21 protein-coding genes and 1 pseudogene are annotated in these 15,408 nt (G+C 68.6%); 10 read left to right on the top strand and 12 right to left on the bottom strand.

The window, feature by feature from the left end; all coding sequences use genetic code 11:
- Window positions 1-4: 4 nt before the first annotated feature.
- Genes ABN273_RS36190 through ABN273_RS36175 form a run of 4 tightly spaced genes read right to left on the bottom strand, consistent with a single transcriptional unit; the run spans window position 5 to window position 4,248 of the window.
- On the bottom strand, window positions 5-805 hold the full coding sequence (locus tag ABN273_RS36190) for a carbohydrate ABC transporter permease (protein WP_349453607.1): 801 nt from the start codon (window positions 803-805) through the stop codon (window positions 5-7).
- Window positions 802-1,698, bottom strand: coding sequence for a carbohydrate ABC transporter permease (locus ABN273_RS36185; protein ID WP_349453606.1), 897 nt, complete (start codon window positions 1,696-1,698; stop codon window positions 802-804). Before ABN273_RS36185 ends, ABN273_RS36190 begins: the two co-directional genes overlap by 4 nt.
- Window positions 1,695-3,053 carry an extracellular solute-binding protein gene (locus ABN273_RS36180; RefSeq protein ID WP_349453605.1) on the bottom strand — a complete coding sequence of 453 codons (1,359 nt, stop codon included), beginning with the start codon at window positions 3,051-3,053 and terminating at the stop codon, window positions 1,695-1,697. The genes ABN273_RS36185 and ABN273_RS36180 overlap by 4 nt, the downstream gene beginning before the upstream one ends.
- Before the next feature lie 4 nt (window positions 3,054-3,057).
- Window positions 3,058-4,248 (bottom strand): carbohydrate kinase family protein, encoded by a 1,191-nt coding sequence (locus tag ABN273_RS36175; protein WP_349453706.1) that lies wholly within the window; start codon window positions 4,246-4,248, stop codon window positions 3,058-3,060.
- A 139-nt stretch (window positions 4,249-4,387) separates the two neighbouring features.
- Between ABN273_RS36175 and ABN273_RS36170 the strand changes: the two genes are divergently transcribed.
- The 4 genes from ABN273_RS36170 (at window position 4,388) to ABN273_RS36155 (ending at window position 7,661) form a co-directional block, all read left to right on the top strand.
- A complete protein-coding gene (locus tag ABN273_RS36170) occupies window positions 4,388-5,176 on the top strand; it encodes a DeoR/GlpR family DNA-binding transcription regulator (protein WP_349453604.1) in 789 nt (262 codons plus the stop codon).
- Between the two features lie 10 nt (window positions 5,177-5,186).
- Window positions 5,187-6,539 (top strand): 6-phospho-beta-glucosidase, encoded by a 1,353-nt coding sequence (locus ABN273_RS36165; RefSeq protein WP_349453603.1) that lies wholly within the window; start codon window positions 5,187-5,189, stop codon window positions 6,537-6,539.
- A gap of 466 nt (window positions 6,540-7,005) precedes the next feature.
- The gene (locus ABN273_RS36160; RefSeq protein WP_349453602.1) at window positions 7,006-7,341 is read left to right on the top strand and encodes a type II toxin-antitoxin system RelE/ParE family toxin; all 336 of its coding nucleotides are present in this window, start codon (window positions 7,006-7,008) and stop codon (window positions 7,339-7,341) included.
- Window positions 7,338-7,661 carry a helix-turn-helix domain-containing protein gene (locus ABN273_RS36155; protein WP_195894072.1) on the top strand — a complete coding sequence of 108 codons (324 nt, stop codon included), beginning with the start codon at window positions 7,338-7,340 and terminating at the stop codon, window positions 7,659-7,661. Before ABN273_RS36160 ends, ABN273_RS36155 begins: the two co-directional genes overlap by 4 nt.
- Here the strand turns inward: ABN273_RS36155 and ABN273_RS36150 are convergent.
- Together ABN273_RS36150 and ABN273_RS36145 are read right to left on the bottom strand one after the other, a co-directional pair.
- Window positions 7,642-7,944: a hypothetical protein gene (locus tag ABN273_RS36150; RefSeq protein ID WP_349453601.1), complete on the bottom strand. Its 303-nt coding sequence runs from the start codon at window positions 7,942-7,944 to the stop codon at window positions 7,642-7,644. The two genes, ABN273_RS36155 and ABN273_RS36150, sit on opposite strands and share 20 nt — an antisense overlap.
- Entirely contained in the window at window positions 7,941-8,198 is a 258-nt protein-coding gene (locus tag ABN273_RS36145; RefSeq protein WP_349453600.1) for a hypothetical protein, read from the bottom strand. Before ABN273_RS36145 ends, ABN273_RS36150 begins: the two co-directional genes overlap by 4 nt.
- A 258-nt stretch (window positions 8,199-8,456) precedes the next feature.
- On the opposite strand from ABN273_RS36145, the gene ABN273_RS36140 reads away from it, so the two are divergent.
- Window positions 8,457-8,684: a hypothetical protein gene (locus tag ABN273_RS36140; protein ID WP_349453599.1), complete on the top strand. Its 228-nt coding sequence runs from the start codon at window positions 8,457-8,459 to the stop codon at window positions 8,682-8,684.
- The gene (locus ABN273_RS36135) at window positions 8,684-9,031 is read left to right on the top strand and encodes an ArsR/SmtB family transcription factor (RefSeq protein WP_349453705.1); all 348 of its coding nucleotides are present in this window, start codon (window positions 8,684-8,686) and stop codon (window positions 9,029-9,031) included. Before ABN273_RS36140 ends, ABN273_RS36135 begins: the two co-directional genes overlap by 1 nt.
- Window positions 9,032-9,618: 587 nt before the next feature.
- On the opposite strand, the gene ABN273_RS36130 is transcribed toward ABN273_RS36135, so the two are convergent.
- On the bottom strand, window positions 9,619-9,795 hold the full coding sequence (locus tag ABN273_RS36130; RefSeq protein ID WP_349453598.1) for a hypothetical protein: 177 nt from the start codon (window positions 9,793-9,795) through the stop codon (window positions 9,619-9,621).
- Window positions 9,796-9,852: 57 nt separating this feature from the next.
- Window positions 9,853-9,966 (bottom strand): annotated as a pseudogene (locus ABN273_RS36125) (DUF3073 family protein); the annotation flags it as partial.
- 201 nt (window positions 9,967-10,167) lie between these two features.
- Here ABN273_RS36125 and ABN273_RS36120 point away from each other — a divergent pair.
- The 4 genes from ABN273_RS36120 (at window position 10,168) to ABN273_RS36105 (ending at window position 12,955) form a co-directional block, all read left to right on the top strand.
- Window positions 10,168-10,320 carry a hypothetical protein gene (locus tag ABN273_RS36120; RefSeq protein WP_349453596.1) on the top strand — a complete coding sequence of 51 codons (153 nt, stop codon included), beginning with the start codon at window positions 10,168-10,170 and terminating at the stop codon, window positions 10,318-10,320.
- A 2-nt stretch (window positions 10,321-10,322) separates the two neighbouring features.
- A complete protein-coding gene (locus ABN273_RS36115; protein WP_349453704.1) occupies window positions 10,323-10,658 on the top strand; it encodes an ArsR/SmtB family transcription factor in 336 nt (111 codons plus the stop codon).
- A complete protein-coding gene (locus ABN273_RS36110) occupies window positions 10,655-12,343 on the top strand; it encodes a SulP family inorganic anion transporter (protein WP_349453595.1) in 1,689 nt (562 codons plus the stop codon). Before ABN273_RS36115 ends, ABN273_RS36110 begins: the two co-directional genes overlap by 4 nt.
- 66 nt (window positions 12,344-12,409) lie before the next feature.
- Window positions 12,410-12,955: a universal stress protein gene (locus ABN273_RS36105; RefSeq protein WP_349453594.1), complete on the top strand. Its 546-nt coding sequence runs from the start codon at window positions 12,410-12,412 to the stop codon at window positions 12,953-12,955.
- 5 nt (window positions 12,956-12,960) lie between these two features.
- Here ABN273_RS36105 and ABN273_RS36100 read toward each other — a convergent pair whose 3' ends face one another.
- From ABN273_RS36100 to ABN273_RS36085, 4 genes are all read right to left on the bottom strand, one after another.
- Window positions 12,961-13,311: a hypothetical protein gene (locus ABN273_RS36100; protein ID WP_349453593.1), complete on the bottom strand. Its 351-nt coding sequence runs from the start codon at window positions 13,309-13,311 to the stop codon at window positions 12,961-12,963.
- Between the two features lie 226 nt (window positions 13,312-13,537).
- The gene (locus tag ABN273_RS36095; protein WP_349453592.1) at window positions 13,538-14,245 is read right to left on the bottom strand and encodes a carbon-nitrogen hydrolase family protein; all 708 of its coding nucleotides are present in this window, start codon (window positions 14,243-14,245) and stop codon (window positions 13,538-13,540) included.
- A 92-nt stretch (window positions 14,246-14,337) separates the two neighbouring features.
- On the bottom strand, window positions 14,338-14,703 hold the full coding sequence (locus ABN273_RS36090; protein WP_349453591.1) for an ArsR/SmtB family transcription factor: 366 nt from the start codon (window positions 14,701-14,703) through the stop codon (window positions 14,338-14,340).
- A 97-nt stretch (window positions 14,704-14,800) separates the two neighbouring features.
- Complete coding sequence (locus ABN273_RS36085) at window positions 14,801-15,382, bottom strand: CBS domain-containing protein (protein WP_349453590.1); 582 nt, start codon at window positions 15,380-15,382, stop codon at window positions 14,801-14,803.
- Window positions 15,383-15,408: the final 26 nt, after the last annotated feature.

The following is a 15,408-nucleotide window of genomic DNA, read 5'->3' as shown; positions in this document are numbered from 1 at the left end:
GCGGCTACTCGCGGACTGCCCCCTGGAGCAGCCCGCGGACGAAGTGGCGCTGAAGGAACAGGTAGAAGATCACCACCGGGGTCGCGACGATGACCGACCCGGCGGCGAGCAGGGTGAAGCCGGAGGTGTACTGGCCCTGGAAGAAGGCCAGGCCCAGCGGCGCGGTCCGCAGCGACTCGCTGGTCACCATGATCAGCGGGATGAGGAACTCGTTCCACGTCCACATGAAGACCAGCACGGTCAGCGTGACGACGGCGGGCCGGGCCGGCGGCACCAGCACCTGCCACAGGATGCGCCAGGTCGAGGCGCCGTCGATGCGGGCGGCCTCCACGATCGCGCGGCTGGAGGCGCGGAAGTACGCCCGCATCCAGAACGTGCCGAACGCCACCGACAGCGCCACCTGCGGCAGCGCCACCGACCAGAACGTGTCGATCATCCCGAGCGAGCGCAGGTCGAAGTAGAGCGGCACCGCGATGGCCTCGCTCGGCATCATGATCCCGAGCATGAACAGGTAGAACAGCACCGACTGGCCGCGGAAGCGCATGGTGCCGAACGCGTACCCGCTCATGATCGACAACACCACGCTCACGACCACGACGAACGACGACACCGCCAGGCTGCTGCGCAGGTACGTGCCGAAGTGGCCGATCTCCCAGGCCGCCGTGAAGTTGCCCAGCCCGGACGTGCCGCCGCTGTCGGCGGGGCCGAGCGCGGCGGACAGGATCGTCACGATGGGGAAGAGCGCGAACGCGGCGAACACCGACAGGATGACGTAGTTGGCCACCCGCTCACCGCGCGAGATCACGAGTCCCTCCTGTCCGCGAACCGGTTGATCCCGAACGAGATCACGAAGATGACCACCGTGAGCGTGACGCCGATGGCCGCCGCCGAGCCGATCTGGCTGAGCCCGAAGGCCCGGTGGTAGACCTCGTACGACGGCACCGACGTGGAGTCGCCGGGCCCGCCCCGCGTCGTGACGTACACCAGGTCGAACGTGCGCAGCGCGGCGATCACCGTCAGCGTCAGCGCGACCGCGATCTCCCCGCGCACCGACGGCAGCGTGACTGCGAAGAACTCCCTGACCGCGCCCGCGCCGTCCAGCCGCGCGGCCTCGTACAGCTCGCCGGGGATGCGGCTCATCCCGGCCAGCAGCAGCACGGTCACCAGGCCGGTCTCGAACCAGGTGCCGACCACCCCGACCGCCGGCAGCGCGAACGTGTAGTCGCCCAGCCAGCCCCTGGTCAGCGAGTCGAGCCCGAGCGCGCCGAGCAGCCCGTTGAGCGTGCCGTCCGGTGCGTAGACGCGCCGCCAGGCCACGGCCACCACGACCATGGCCACCACCTGCGGCAGGAACACGACCGTGCGGAAGAAGCCGAGGCCGCGCACCTTGGCGTGGTTGAGTATCGCGGCCAGCCCCAGCCCGATGACCAGCGGCCCGGCAGCGTAGAACACGATCAGCACCAGCGCGTGGCCGAACGCCGCCCGCAGCCCCTCGTCGGCGACGATCGCGACGTAGTTGTCCAGGCCGACCCAGCGGCCGAGCGACAGCCCGTCCCAGTCGTACAGCGACAGCTGCACCGCGCGCCCGATCGGGTAGAGCAGGAAGACCGCGTAGACGGCGAACGCCGGAAGCAGGTAGAGGTAGGCGATGCGGCGCGGCTCTCCGGGAGGCCGGCCCCAGGTCATCGGTCGGGTCACCCGTTGCTCTCGGCGAACGTCTTGTAGTCCTTCTCCAGCGTGGCCAGGAACTCCTGCGGGCTCTGCTTCTTGGCCAGCAGGTCCTGCAGCGCCGCGCCCAGCGTGTCGGCGAACGTCGGGGTCGCGTAGTCGAGGTACGGCACCAGCCCGTCCTTCGCCGTCACCGTGCCGAACGCGGTGAAGACGTCCTGCTGCGGCCCCGCCGTGACGCTCTGCTGCGCCGTGTCGGCGACGGGCAGGTTGCCGGTGGTGGTGAGCACCTTCATCGCGTCGGCGCTGGTGATGAAGTCGATGTACGCCGCCGCCGCGTCGGGGTGGGGGCTCTTGGCCGTGATCGCGAACGGCAGCCCGGTCCCGCCGGTCGCGACGGGCGGCGCGTCGGCCGTGGCGCCCGGCGGCAGCATGAAGCCCAGGTCCTTGCCCAAGGACTTCTGCAGGTCGGCGAGGAGCCAGGTGCCCGCGATCATGAAGACGCCCTCGCCCTTGCCGAACGCCTGCCACGCCGGGTCGTAGCCCTGGCCGTTGAAGCCCTTGTTGAAGTAGCCCTTGTCGACCCAGCCGACGAGCTCCTCGGCGGCCCTGGTGTTCTCCGGCGTGTTCCACGAGGCGCCCTTGCGGCCGAAGGCCAGCGTGCTGATCTGGTCCTTCGGTACGCCGCGGCCCTGCACCGTGCCGAACACGTGGATGGCCGGCCACTTGTCGAGGTTGCCCAGCTGCATCGGCACCTCGCCGGCGGTCTTGGCCTTGGCCAGCGCGGCCTCGAACTCGGCCCACGTCTTCGGCGGCTGCAGGCCGAGCTTGGTCAGCTTGGCCTTGTTGTAGAAGACGCCGACGACCTCGCCGACCTGCGGCAGGCCGTACAGGTTGCCCTCGCCGAACACCTTGCCGTCGGCGCTGTAGCTCGAATAGCGCAGCACCGACTGCGGGTAGCGCTTCTTCCATCCGTACGCCTCGGCGTAGGCGTCCAGCGGGCGGAGCTGCCCGGCCTTGACGAACGCGCCCATCGAGGAGCGCCCGTTGTTGGCCTCCACGACGTCGGGCGGCTCGTTGCCGCTCAACGCCAGGCGCAGGGTGGTGTTGAGGTCGTCGAAGGAGCGGCTCACCCGGTTGAGCTTGATGTTGGGGTATTTCGCCTGGAAGGCGGTGTTGAGCTGCTTCATCTGGGCGGCCTGACCGCCGCGTACCTCCTGGTCCCAGACCGTGAGCGTGACGTTGCCGAGGCTCGGGGCGTCGGTGCGTACCGTCGAGAGCGGGGTCGCCGCGGGGCCGGGCGGGGCGGAGGAGCCGGGTGCGCACGCGGCGAGGGCGAGGGAGCCGGCGGCGAGCACGGCGAGCGCCCGGAGTGGGGGGTTCATGGTGTTACTCCTTCTGCGCAGGCACGCGGGGCGTGCCGGGGTCCTCGTCCTCGGGCCGGTCCGGCCGGGCCGCGGAGGGCTGAGGGCCGACGTCGGCGTACCGGGCGATGGTGGCGGCGGCGCGGCGCACGGCGCCCACCGGGAGGGCGGGCACCAGCTTGTCGAGGAAGGCGTAGCGGCGGGCCAGCGAGCTGCCGTAGGCGCCGGCGTGGTCGGCCGAGTCGCGCACCTCGTGCCACCAGTCGGCGATGTCGCCCCAGCCGGGCGCGGCCAGCGAGCCGCCGAACTGCTGCACCGCCAGGGCCGCGCAGAGCTGCGCGAACGCCAGCCGGTCGGCCAGCGGCCAGCGGGACAGCGTGCCGAGCACGAAGCCCGCGCCGAAGACGTCGCCCGCGCCGGTCGGGTCGAGCGCCGTCACCCGCGGAGCGGGCACGAACGCCTCCTCTCCCGACGCGGAGTCGATGGCCATGGCGCCGTTGGCGCCGTCGGTCACCACCGCGACGGGCACCTTGTCGGCGATCGCGTAGAGGGCGTCGCGCGGGGTGTCGGCGCCGGTGTAGGCCATCGCCTCGACCGCGTTGGGCATGAACGCGTGGCAGAGCGCGAGCTGGTCGAGCAGGGACCGCGACCACACTCCCGAGGGATCCCAGCCCACGTCGGCGAAGATGAGGGCGCCGTCGCGGCGGGCCAGCTCCGCCCAGTTGCACGGACTGTCGGGGGAGTCGAGCGGGTCCTCGGTGGAGAGCGGCACGATCACCGCCTTGGACCGGGGCGGCGTGCCGATCATCTCGGACGCCGCCATGGGAGCCGCGTGGCCGTGCGTCACCATGCTGCGGTCGCGGTCGACCGCCATGGAGACGGTCACCGGCGAGTGCCAGTGCTCGAAGCGCCGCGACCTGGACAGGTCGACGGACTCCTGCTCCTCCAGCGTGCGCCAGCAGAAGTCACCGTAGTCGTCGTCGCCGAACGCGGCCGCGAGCGAGGTGCGCAGCCCCAGCCGGCTGGTCGCGATGGCGAGGTTGGCGATGCCGCCGGGGCACGAACCCATGCCCTCGGCCCAGATCTCGGTGCCGGCCGCGGGCATCGCGGGCAGGCCGGTGAAGATGATGTCGAGAAAGACCGTGCCCGCCAAAAAGACGTCGAACTGCGGCCCGTCCGGGGTGCGCTCGTCGGCGAGAGGGTCGTAGGCCTGCATGGACACGGGATGAATCCTCCCCGACACGAATCGAGATGTGCGCAATCTTGCACGTTTGCTCGCACACTTCAAGTCTTCCCTGGGAGTTTCTGGTCAAAGATGCATACTCCTGCGCGAATCTGACTGATAGACTCGCGCCGTGCTTCAGCGCCTCAGGCATGCCGAGATCATGCGCCGGGTCCGACTCTCAGGCGCCACCAGCGTTCGCGATCTCGCCAGCCAGCTCGGCGTCAGTCCGTCCACCATCCGCAGGGACCTCGAGGTGCTCGACCGCGACGGCACGCTGCGGCGCGTCCGCGGCGGGGCCCTGCTCCTTGACGACGGGCTCCTCGACGGCGGGGTCAGCGTCGACGCCGACGCCGACCGGCCGTTCGCCGAGGTGGCGGCCGTGGACGAGCAGGACAAGGAGGCGGTGGCGGTCCGCGCCGCGGAGCTGGTGAACGACGGCGAGGTGGTCCTGCTCGACATCGGCACGACGACCATGCGCCTGGCCCGCCGGCTGCGCGGGCGCCGCGTCACCGTGGTCACCTCCAGCCTCGCCGTGCTCGACGTGCTGCGCTCCGACCCCGAGGTCGAGCTGCTGCTGCTCGGCGGCATGGTGCGCCGGCCGTACCACTCGCTGGTCGGGGTGCTGACCGAGGCGGCGCTCAGCCAGGTGGTCGCCGACCGCGTGTTCCTGGGCGTCAGCGGCGTGCGGCCGGACGGGCAGCTCGTGGACACCACGCTGGCCGAGGTGCCGCTGAAGCGCGCCATGATCGCCTCGGCGGGGCAGGTGGTGCTGCTCGTCGACCGGCACAAGTTCCCCGGCACCGGCGCGCTGCGGGTGTGCGGTCCCGAGGACATCGATGTGATCGTGACGAACGAGGGCGCCGACGAGGTGACGTTGCGCAACTGCGCGGCGGCGGGCGCCGAGGTGATGCTGGCATGAAGGGGTTTGCATGAAACTGGCCGTTCTCGGGGGCGGCGGCTTCCGTGTGCCGCTCGTGTACGGCGCGCTCCTGCGCGACACCGCCAAGCCGCGCGTGGAGCAGGTGGTGCTCCACGACGTGTCGCAGGACCGTCTCGAGGCCATCCGTCACGTGCTGCGCCAGCTCGCCGCCGGGCACGACGATCCGCCGGAGATCCAGATCACCACCGATCTGGACACCGCGCTGCGCGACGCCGCTTTCGTCTTCTCCGCCATCAGGGTCGGCGGCCTGGCGGGCCGCACGGCCGATGAGCGGGTCGCCCTTGACCTGGGCCTGCTCGGGCAGGAGACGACCGGTCCCGGCGGCATCTCCTACGGCCTGCGCACCATCCCGGTGGCGGTGCACGTGGCGGAGCGGGTGGCCGCGCTCGCGCCCCGGGCGTGGGTCATCAACTTCACCAACCCCGCGGGCATGATCACCGAGGCCATGCGGCATGTGCTCGGCGACCGCGTGATCGGCATCTGCGACTCGCCGATCGGGCTGATCAGGCGGGCCGCCGCCGCGCTCGGGCTCGACCCCGCGCGCGTGTCGCCCGACTACGTGGGGCTCAACCACCTCGGCTGGCTGCGCGGCCTCGTCCATGACGGGCGCGACGTGCTGCCGGAGCTGCTGGCGGACGAGGCCGCGCTGCGGCAGGTGGAGGAGGCGCGCATCTTCGGCGCCGACTGGGTGCGCACGCTGGGCGCGCTGCCCAACGAGTACCTGTACTACTACTACTTCACCCGGGAGTCGGTCGCCGCGATCTCCGGGCAGACGCGCGGCGAGTCCCTGGTGCGGCAGCAGGACGACTTCTACGCGGCCGTGCGGGCGCGGCCCGGCGAGGCACTCGCCGAGTGGGTCAGGACACGCAGGCTGCGCGACGAGTCGTACATGGCCGAGGCCCGTGACGCCACCGAGGCCGGCGAGCGCGCCGCCGCCGACCTGGAGGCGGGCGGCTACGAGGGCATCGCGCTGGCCCTCATGGCCGCCATCGCCCGCGGCGAGCCCACCTCCATGATCCTCAACGTGCGCAACGGCGCCGCCGTGCCCGGGCTGCCCGCGGACGCGGTCGTCGAGATCCCGTGCGCGGTGGACGGCTCGGGCGTCCGCCCCCTGGCCACCCATGCCCTGCCCGGCCGCTTCCTGGGCCTGATGCAGCAGGTCAAGGCGGTGGAGCAGGCCGCCATCGAGGCCGCCATGACCGGCTCGGCCCGCCTGGCGGTCGAGGCGTTCGCCCTGCATCCCCTGGTCGACTCGGTGACGACGGCGCGCCGGCTGCTCGACGGCTACCGGGCCCGCATCCCGGAGCTCGCCGCCGTCATCCCCGGCTCCTCGGGGGCGTGACCGGCGGCGCGCTCTCGCGCCCGATCATTGGTCTTGGAGATCCGAACGCACGTCCACCCGGAGGTGCCATTCCTGGCACGGTGGAGCCGGCAAACGGCCTCCGGAGCTGGTGTCATTAGGTTCGAATCCTGCAGGGGGCACTCGATCTTGACCAGCGGTTCCGACCGCTGACCAGGGCGAGCATCGTACAAACGGGCGGGCCTCCAGTCTCACGGAGTCTCTCCCGTTCTCGTTGACGCTCACCGGTTATGAGCCAGGACGGATGGTCATTCTGTGCCTCAGTGCGACGTTCCTACCCGAAGTAATTAATGATCACCCCCGGGCTGCCCTCGCCTAGAGTGATCTTTTCCATGCTTAGAGTGGCACCGCGGGTCGCGGCAGCTCGCGAAGGCTTGCTGGCATGCAATCAAATACATATATCGTCGATTGCATGACGGACCGCTGGCAGATCGAGCTCTAACCCGAGGTGCGGGATCGGCTGGAGCTGCTGCCCTTTCGGTTGTACCGGCGGGTGGAGGACAAGGCCGACCGTCTGCTGGATGAGCCGACAACGCTCGGCGAGCCGTACTCGCGCCACTTGGGAGGCAAGCTACGCGAGCTGCGATTCGAGCTGGACGGCGAGGCAGTGCGTATCCCGTACTGGCTCGCGCCCGGGCCGCGGATCGTTCTGCTGACGGTGTTCCGCAAGACGAAGATGCGTGAAGCGTCGGAAGTAGAGCGTGCCCATCAGGCACAGAAGGTCTGCGAGGCCGAGCACGGCCATGCTCAGCACACCTACGATCGGCGCAAGGAGAACGGATGAACCACAGCACGTGGAAGACACGCCGAACCCGGCAGCTTGCCGGTGAGTCGGTGGAGTACGACCAGGAGTACGTTGACGCAAGGTTGGCCGGCGATCTTGGGCAGGCGGTCTACAACCGCCGGATCGAGCTGGGCCTGTCCCAGGCCGAGCTGGCCGAGCGGGCCGGGATGACACAGCCTCAGGTCTCCCGGATGGAGGGCGGCGACACCGTGCCCACGCTCCCGCTGCTTCGGCGCCTGGCGAAGGCCCTGGACGGTGTGTTGAACGTCGCCATCGACGAGGGAGACTCCCGCGTGACTTTCACCCCGCACGCCGCGTGAACCCGAACCCGGTTGTTGGATTGGGCGAGAGTTCGCTCCAGTTGCTGTAGCCCGGCATGTGCTCGGCAGGGCGCACGGCTACCGTGAACATCTCCGGATCGTCGAACACCGGCTCTCCGTTCGGTCGGCGCGTGTAGGGGACACGTCTGTAGTCGACGCCGTTGCTCCGATCGAAGCTCATCCAGGTGATGGCTTCCTCTTCCCCTTCACGCAGAGGATGGTTCGAAACGGCTCGGCTGTAGACCTTGTCGGGTGTGAGCGCATGGCGGGGCCGCTGGATCAAACAAATAGGCATTGAAGGAAAGCTCGGGGAGCACGATCATTCGGCTGCCGCCTGACGCGGATGAGGATCAGGTACGCGGCCGTCGTTCTTGCCGTGGTGACGTGGCTGACGTCGAGCACCAGGGCGGGGAGGCCGCGGGGACTGTCGGCCATCTGGTTGATGCGCGTGATCAGCTGGTCGGTGTCGGGCCAGGTGATGTGGTCGCCGATCGTCATCACCGTGCAGGAGGGGTGGGCGTCGATGGTCAGCTGCATCAGATGGCTCCGATGGCTGGTGTGACAGTCCGCGCCACGCGCTGCGAGCGGTGCCTGGATGGGCCGTGGCGTGGGTGGCGCTCGCGGGCGATCGAGTGTGGATGGTTCATGCTGGTGCACGGGATGGAACGCCGCGCCCGGGTCCAGTCCGGATGTGCACCTCACAACCCCTATGTTATCGTAATTGCGAAGAATCGTAATTAGTCATGAGATGGCTTGGCGCGTGAGTGTTTCGGCGCCGGTGGAAGCAGGGGTGACGTGAGTACGGCATTTGCCGCGGCTATCCGGGAGCGGGCGCAGGTGGCCTTGCAGGCTTTGCGAGCTGCCCGCCAGGACGGGGATGCCCATGCGGTCTTGGTGGCCGAGGGTGAGTGGGAGGACGTGCGGCGGCTTGCCGATGCGCACGCGGTGAGCATTCAGGGTGCTGTCGAGGCGGTGGTGGCCGAGGCCGGCGGCGCTGGCCCGGCGGGGGAGGATGTGGCGTGATGTCGGTGCCGCTGTATGAGGCCAAGGCCGAGCTGTTTCGCCTGCTGGGCCATCCGGTCCGGATTCGGGTGCTGGAGCTGCTGCAGGACGGGCCGATGCCGGTGCGGGAGCTGCTGGCCGCGATTGAAGTGGAGCCGACCGGGCTGTCGCAGCACTTGGCGGTGCTGCGCCGCTCGGGCATGGTGACCGCGCAGCGCGAGGGGGCCACCGTGGTCTACGCGCTGGCCGGTGGCCGGGTGGCCGGGCTGCTGCGCGCCGCTCGTGAGCTGCTGACCGAGAAGCTGGCGGGACAGAACGAGCTGCTCAGTGAGCTGCTGCGGGATGAGGCGGGAAGCCGCACCGCGTGAACACGTTCGTGTCGGCGGGCTGGGCCCGCTTGCGTGCGCTGCTGCCCGGCCTCGCCGCGCCGGCCGCCACCCGCGACGGGACCTGCTGGCCGGGCTGACGGTGGCGAGCATGCCGCTGTCACTCGGTTTGGAATCTCCTCTGGGCTGGGTGCGGCCGCCGGGACTCGCCACCGCCGTTGCCGGCGCGTTCGGCGGATCCGGGCTGCAGGCGTCCGGCCCGGACCGGGGTGAGAACCGTGGTCCTGCTACCGATCATGCATAGACAGACGCTCATACTTTGTGATCATCCCGGTGACGGCCGAGCGGGTCTTGATGCGTGCAGGGCGCTCATCACACGGACTCGACGGGAAGCGCGCACGTGGGGAACACGCGAAAAGGCTGTCTGGGCGAGGGGGATTTCGACCAGACAGAGGCAGCCGATCGGCGCCCAGCGGGGTCGTTCGCATTCGGCAGCATGGGCCGATCCGTCCTGCATGTCGCAGATCAGCGACAGAGCTTGGTTGCTCCTACTTGGTGCCGCACATGAGGGAGCACGAAGTAGCGTGACTTCCCCGCCATTGCTGCTGGGGTAGGGGCTGACGCGGGTGTCAGGTGAAGTGCATCGCGATGGCGATGCCCACCACGTGAGTCGTGACCACGATGACAATCAGAGAGATGAAGACGAACTTGGCTGGGCCGTGTTCGAAGGTCTTGCCTTCCTCGAGTGGCTTGCGCTTGGCCACGCGGTCGGCAATGCGCTCTTCGAGCGGCTTCCGATAGAACATGGACGCCTAGCCCTGCTCGTGGTTGGAGACATGTTGGGGTTGCTCGTCGCTGTCCATCTCGCCGTCGGAGACGAGTTCTGTGCGGAGGCGTTCGAGGTCGAGCCTGTGGTTGGCGTACTTCAGCTCGCGAGCCACCTTCGTCTGCTTGGCCTTGGCTCGTCCCCGTCCCATATCTGCCCTTCCTCACGAGGAGCCGCCCTCGGCCCCGCCGTTTGTGGACTATGTCCATCTCTCACACGTCACTGATGGTATCGCACGATCCTTGAGGTCATCAAATCATCATGATTTGAAGAATTATTCAATTTGCTTCATCATGAAGTGTTGTGCCCGTCGGGGGCCGCCGAGGAGTTGTCTCGTTCGAGGAGTGAGGGTTTGACCGTATTCGCGGAGGAGTTGCGTGCCCGGATCGGTGAGGTCGAGACCGAGCTACATCAGGACTCGGACGACCACACGGTGTCGGTGCTGGCTGACCGGCTGGAGAACCTGCTGCGGATCGCCGGGCAGCACGGCATCGAGGTGGCATGATCATGCCGGTTCCGCTCTATCAGGCCAAGGCGGACTTCTTCCGGACGTTGGGCCATCCCGTGCGTATCCGCGTGTTGGAGCTCCTGCATGACGGTCCCCTGCCGGTCCGGGATCTGCTCAACGAGATCGACATCGAGGCATCCAGCCTGTCGCAGCAGCTGAGCGTCCTTCGCCGGGCTGGAATCGTCACGGCTAGCCGCGAGGGCGTCACCGTGGTGTATGAGTTGGCCACTTCCGAGGTGGCCGAGCTGCTGGTGGCGGCACGGCAGATCTTGACGCGCCTGCTGGCAGGGCAGGGTGAGTTGCTGGCCGAGCTGCGAGCGCAGGGGACGCGATGAATATGGTCAACATCTGGGGGCATGTGCGCAGCTTCCTGCCTCGTCCCTCTGATTGGGCGGCGGCGCGGCGGGATCCGCGGCGGGATCTCCTGGCCGGGGTGACCGTGGCAGTGGTGGCGTTGCCGTTGGCGCTGGCCTTCGGGGTGAACTCGGGGCTGGGAGCGCAGGCCGGGCTTGTCACCGCGATTGTGGCCGGGTTGCTGGCGGCCGTGTTCGGCGGCAGCAACCTGCAGGTGTCCGGTCCGACCGGGGCGATGACGGTCGTGCTCGTGCCGATCATGAGCCAGTACGGCCCTGCCGGCGTGTTGACCGTGGGGCTGATGGCCGGGCTCGTACTGGTGGCTCTGGCGGTGGCCAGGGTAGGCAGGTTCGCGCGGTTCATGCCGACATCGGTGATCGAGGGGTTCACGGCGGGCATCGCGGTCGTCATCGCATTGCAGCAGGTGCCAGCCGCGCTGGGCGTGGCGGGCGCTCAGGGGGAACGGGTCTGGCAGGTGGCGGCCGATGCGGTGGCCCGTTTCGCCGCGCACCCGGACTTCCAGTCGGTGGTGATGGCGCTGGCGGTGGCGGCGCTCATGCTGGCCGGTGCCCGGTGGCGGCCAGGCGTGCCGTTCTCGCTGATCGGGGTCGTGCTTGCGACTGTGGTGGCGGAACTGGCCGGGTTGGACGTCGCCAGAATCGGCTCATTGCCCAGTACACTGCCGGCGCCGTCGCTGGGGTTCCTGGATGTCGGGGCGCTTGCCCTGTTGCTGCCTTCCGCGCTGGCTGTTGCGGCGCTGGCCGCGCTGGAGAGTCTGTTGTGCGCGTCGGTGGCCGATGCGATGAGCGTCAACGAGCGGCACGATCCGGACCGGGAGCTGTTCGGTCAGGGGATCGCGAACCTGGTGGCGCCGCTGTTCGGCGGAGTGCCGGCGACGGCGGCGATCGCGCGAACCGCGGTCAATGTACGCTCGGGCGCCCGCTCGCGGGTGGCGGCGGTGACGCACGCGCTGGTGCTGGCTGTGATCGTGTTCGCCGCCTCAGGGCTGGTAGGCCGGATCCCGCTTGCTGCACTGGCCGGAGTGCTGCTGGCCACCACGGTGCGGATGGTTGAGGTGGGCTCCCTGCGCGCGATCGCCCGGGCGACGCGGAGCGACGGGCTGGTGATGGGGCTGACCTTTCTGGTGACGGTGGCCTTCGACCTGGTCACCGCGGTAGCGGTGGGGATCGGCGTGGCGATCGTGCTGGCGCTGCGCGCGGTGGCCCGTACGGTCCGGGTCGAGCAGGTGCCGCTGGAGGGCGGAGACCACAGCGAGGAGGAACTGCGGCTGCTGGCCGAACACATCGTCGCCTACCGTTTCGATGGGCCGATGCTGTTCGCGGCGGCGCATCGCTTCCTGTTGGAGCTGTCGGAGGTGTCGGACGTACGGGTTGTCATCCTCCGCATGTCGCGCGTCTCGACCATCGACGCGACCGGGGCGCAGGTGCTGGGGGACGCGATCGCCCGGCTGGAGCGGCGCGGGATCACCGTGCTGTTGTCCGGGATCAAGCCTGGTCACGACCAGGTGCTGGCCGCTCTGGGCGTGGCTGAGCACCTCCACCGCGACGGGCTGGTCTTCGCCGATACGCCAGAGGCCATCGCGCACGCGCGCCGGCTTCTCGCAGGCGAGACGCGGGCTACCCAAGGCGTGACCGTGCGTATTTGAACATTTCTCCGTTCGGGTTACGTGACACACAATTGGTGTGTCGGCGCCTCGTGTGAGGGGGAGGCCATGAACGAAGGCTTGCCTTCCGAAGCTTGCATCATCGTCGGCGTTGAAGACTCGCCCGCCTCCAGGTGGGCCTTGGTGTGGGCGATCGCCGAGGCACGGCTGCGTCGCCTGCCGTTGGTGGCGGTGCATGTGAGCCGTGCTCCCCTTCACCCGAGCGTGGAGGCTCTGCCGTACGATCACACGCTGTTCCCGGATGAGGTCGAGCGCGGCCGTGATCTAGTAACGCGGTTGTTCCGGGATGTGGCCGGCGGGGTCCCGGACGAGACAGTGATCATCACTAGGGTGGGCCATCCGGGCCACCACCTGGTAGACCTCGCCCGGGAGAAGGATCTGCTCGTGCTGGGGCGCGGCACGCGCAGTTGGCTGAGCCGCCTGATCCTGCCATCAGCCCGTCGGTATTGCGCACGTAATGTTCGGGCCACGTTGGTCACCGTGCCGCCGAGCCCGGCGGCCGACAAGCCAGAGCACGCACCCGGATCCTCTCGACTGCGAAGCCTTTGGATTCGGATCCTGTCGTCGCATGCAGACGATGCCGGTCTTTACTGACGGGGCTATGCGGACTCCTCGAGGAGCCGGGAGGTGAGCGCCGTGTCGAGGTCGGCGTCGATCATGTCGCCGAACCCGCTGTCTCTCAAGGCCCACAAGGTCAGCTTGTCGTGGGGCGCGCAGACCCGGACGCGGCGATGGGCCGCCAAGTGGCTGACGGCGTTGACTACTGCGGTCCGGCCCACGTAGCCCCAGCCTGCCATGTCGGTCAGATCGAGGATGAGCGGCCGGTCGCTGTCGCACACCTCCGGGCCGACGGTTGCCACGACCAGATCGGGAGCGTTGAAGCTCACGTACCCGGAGATCCGCAGAATGTCGATGTGTGCGCGTGTCTCGTAGGCCCACTGGAACGTCATGTGGTCGCCTTCTTGCGCGGATGTCTGCCGACAGCAGGGACCGTTGGGGCTGCGGAGATCTTGAAGGCAGCACCTGCGTAGGTGAGCAGACGGCTGTTGCCGCAGGCGGGACACTCGCCCTTGAGGATTGCCGTCGGGCGGTGATGGCGGCGGCAGTCCAAGCACAAGAGAACCTTCACCAGCTTCCTCCCTTCTTGCCAACCTTACCATTTGCCAAAGTTGGCAATTAACGATGACGAAGAATGGCGTGTGCGGTGGCGCCAGTCCGGATGCCCGCCTGTGTGATCAAGGCTCCGCCCGGTGCCCAGATGCCCGAGCCGCCAGAGGTCATGGGGTAGTCGCCGGTGGGGCCGGCGAAGCTCGCCGCCGCGACCCAGACGCCATGCTGGACGGCAATGGCTCGCATGCGAACATCGCGGCGGACCCCGGCAGTGAGGGAGAACAGCGTGCTGGCTACATAGATGTCCACGCCCAAAGCCGTGGTCGCTGCGGCGTGTTCGGGGACGCCGGAATCCCGGCAGATCGCCAGACCGAGCCGCCAGCCGTCCACCTCCACCACCGCGGAGCTCTCGCCCGGCGTGAACCGGTCCAGCTCGGGTGGGTGCAGGTACATCTTCCGATAAGCAACCGCCGCGCCGTCGCCGTCGATCACGAGCGTGGCGATGTAGTCGCGGCCGTTCTCGCCGTGGATGGGCGCTCCGGCCAGCGCAACGGTACGGCTCGCGGCGCAGGCTTTCATGATCGGGCCAAGCCGGGAGTCGTCGGCGCTGATCGCCGGTGTGGTCAGTTCGTAACCAGTCAGCGACAGTTCCGGGAAGATCACCACGCGGGCTTGGCCGGAGGTGATGGTGGCCGCGTGGACGGCTGCGTTCGCGGCAACGTCGTGTGGGGTGCAGTAAGGCTGAGCAACGGAGATGCGCAGTGGCTGACGCATGTGGACTCCCGACCTCAAGGGGGCGGACATGGGCGAGCGGAAGGTCGGCGGGGGCTACCGACACCGGCCGCCCGCCGTCTGGTGAGAGGGGATCATCCCCCCTTGGAGGTGGTGGCGCGCAGGTCCTCCAGCAGTTCGGCTTGCCCGGACAGCACGCCGGTCAAGATCGAGCGGGCCACGGCCAGCAGCTCGGCAACCTGTGGGCTGGTGATGGAGTAGTAAACGGTCGAGCCTTCCTTGCGCGTGACGACGAGGTTGGCCCGCCGCAACAGAGCAAGCTGCTGGGACAGGTGCGCAGCTTCGATGCCGACCTCAGGCAGCATTTCCGAGACCGAGTGCTCACGCTCGCTGAGCAACTCCAAGATCCTGATTCGGGCCGGGTGACCCAGAGTCTTGAAAAACTCCGCCTTCAGTTGGTATAGCGGCCGGCTCAACGCGGTCTCCTGTCGTGAACGCACTTTGGTTTGCCTACTCAAGCACAGCGGTCCCGTTGGGGTGATCCGTCGATTTTAAGCAATTGCCAATCTCGGCAACCGGACCCGGCCCCCGCAGCATCTATGTCCGGCCGCCCCATCTGATCGCAGGGGCTGGGTGGCTGTCGTCAAGATCGCAGTCGATGCGCTCGTGCACGCGGACGACTCCCTCGACTTGCCTGACCAGCTCCACCAGGTCCGCGACGGTGGAGCGCCGCTCGACCCGGCCGAGGAGCGTGACCACACCGCTGCGGACATGCGCCGCAACGTGCCCGGGATGAGAGGCAAGGATCATGTTGGCGACTTCGAGCAGGATGTCCTTGTCGGGTCGTTGGCGGATGCGTAGCAGGTCGGAACGGGTCACGATGCCCAGTAACTGGCCGGTCTCGGGTCGAACGACCGGCAGGCGGCCGATGTGATAGCGGCTCAACACGCGCACGGCCTCTTCGGCGCTGGCTTCGGGGCCGATGGTGTAGGCAGGTGCGGTCATCAGTCGTCCGGCGGAGCTGCCGTGCCCGGCAACGAGGTCGGCTCCGGCAATCACGCCGCATACCTGACGAGCGCGGTCCAGGACGGGCACGCCGCTGATGCCGTGGGCGTAGAGCAGCGCCACGATTTCCTGGAACCGTGTCGCTGTGCCGACGGTGACGACTTCGGCAGTCATGACCTCGTGTACGCGAGTCTTCTGCA

The organism is Nonomuraea sp. B19D2, from assembly GCF_040137845.1.
Classification (GTDB): Bacteria; Actinomycetota; Actinomycetes; order Streptosporangiales; family Streptosporangiaceae; genus Nonomuraea.
The sequence above is the reverse complement of the archived record's forward strand: the minus strand, read 5'-3'. Positions and strand labels throughout refer to the sequence as shown.

Excerpts from the sequence above, each read along its gene's own strand:
- ABN273_RS36180 (WP_349453605.1), bottom strand. The coding sequence starts at position 3,053 with ATGAACCCCCCACTCCGGGCGCTCGCCGTGCTCGCCGCCGGCTCCCTC.
- ABN273_RS36175 (WP_349453706.1), bottom strand. The coding sequence starts at position 4,248 with ATGCAGGCCTACGACCCTCTCGCCGACGAGCGCACCCCGGACGGGCCG.
- ABN273_RS36165 (WP_349453603.1), top strand. The coding sequence starts at position 5,187 with ATGAAACTGGCCGTTCTCGGGGGCGGCGGCTTCCGTGTGCCGCTCGTG.
- ABN273_RS36155 (WP_195894072.1), top strand. The coding sequence starts at position 7,338 with ATGAACCACAGCACGTGGAAGACACGCCGAACCCGGCAGCTTGCCGGT.
- ABN273_RS36145 (WP_349453600.1), bottom strand. The coding sequence starts at position 8,198 with ATGCAGCTGACCATCGACGCCCACCCCTCCTGCACGGTGATGACGATC.
- ABN273_RS36135 (WP_349453705.1), top strand. The coding sequence starts at position 8,684 with ATGTCGGTGCCGCTGTATGAGGCCAAGGCCGAGCTGTTTCGCCTGCTG.
- ABN273_RS36130 (WP_349453598.1), bottom strand. The coding sequence starts at position 9,795 with ATGTTCTATCGGAAGCCGCTCGAAGAGCGCATTGCCGACCGCGTGGCC.
- ABN273_RS36115 (WP_349453704.1), top strand. The coding sequence starts at position 10,323 with ATGCCGGTTCCGCTCTATCAGGCCAAGGCGGACTTCTTCCGGACGTTG.
- ABN273_RS36110 (WP_349453595.1), top strand. The coding sequence starts at position 10,655 with ATGAATATGGTCAACATCTGGGGGCATGTGCGCAGCTTCCTGCCTCGT.
- ABN273_RS36105 (WP_349453594.1), top strand. The coding sequence starts at position 12,410 with ATGAACGAAGGCTTGCCTTCCGAAGCTTGCATCATCGTCGGCGTTGAA.
- ABN273_RS36100 (WP_349453593.1), bottom strand. The coding sequence starts at position 13,311 with ATGACGTTCCAGTGGGCCTACGAGACACGCGCACACATCGACATTCTG.
- ABN273_RS36095 (WP_349453592.1), bottom strand. The coding sequence starts at position 14,245 with ATGCGTCAGCCACTGCGCATCTCCGTTGCTCAGCCTTACTGCACCCCA.
- ABN273_RS36085 (WP_349453590.1), bottom strand. The coding sequence starts at position 15,382 with ATGACTGCCGAAGTCGTCACCGTCGGCACAGCGACACGGTTCCAGGAA.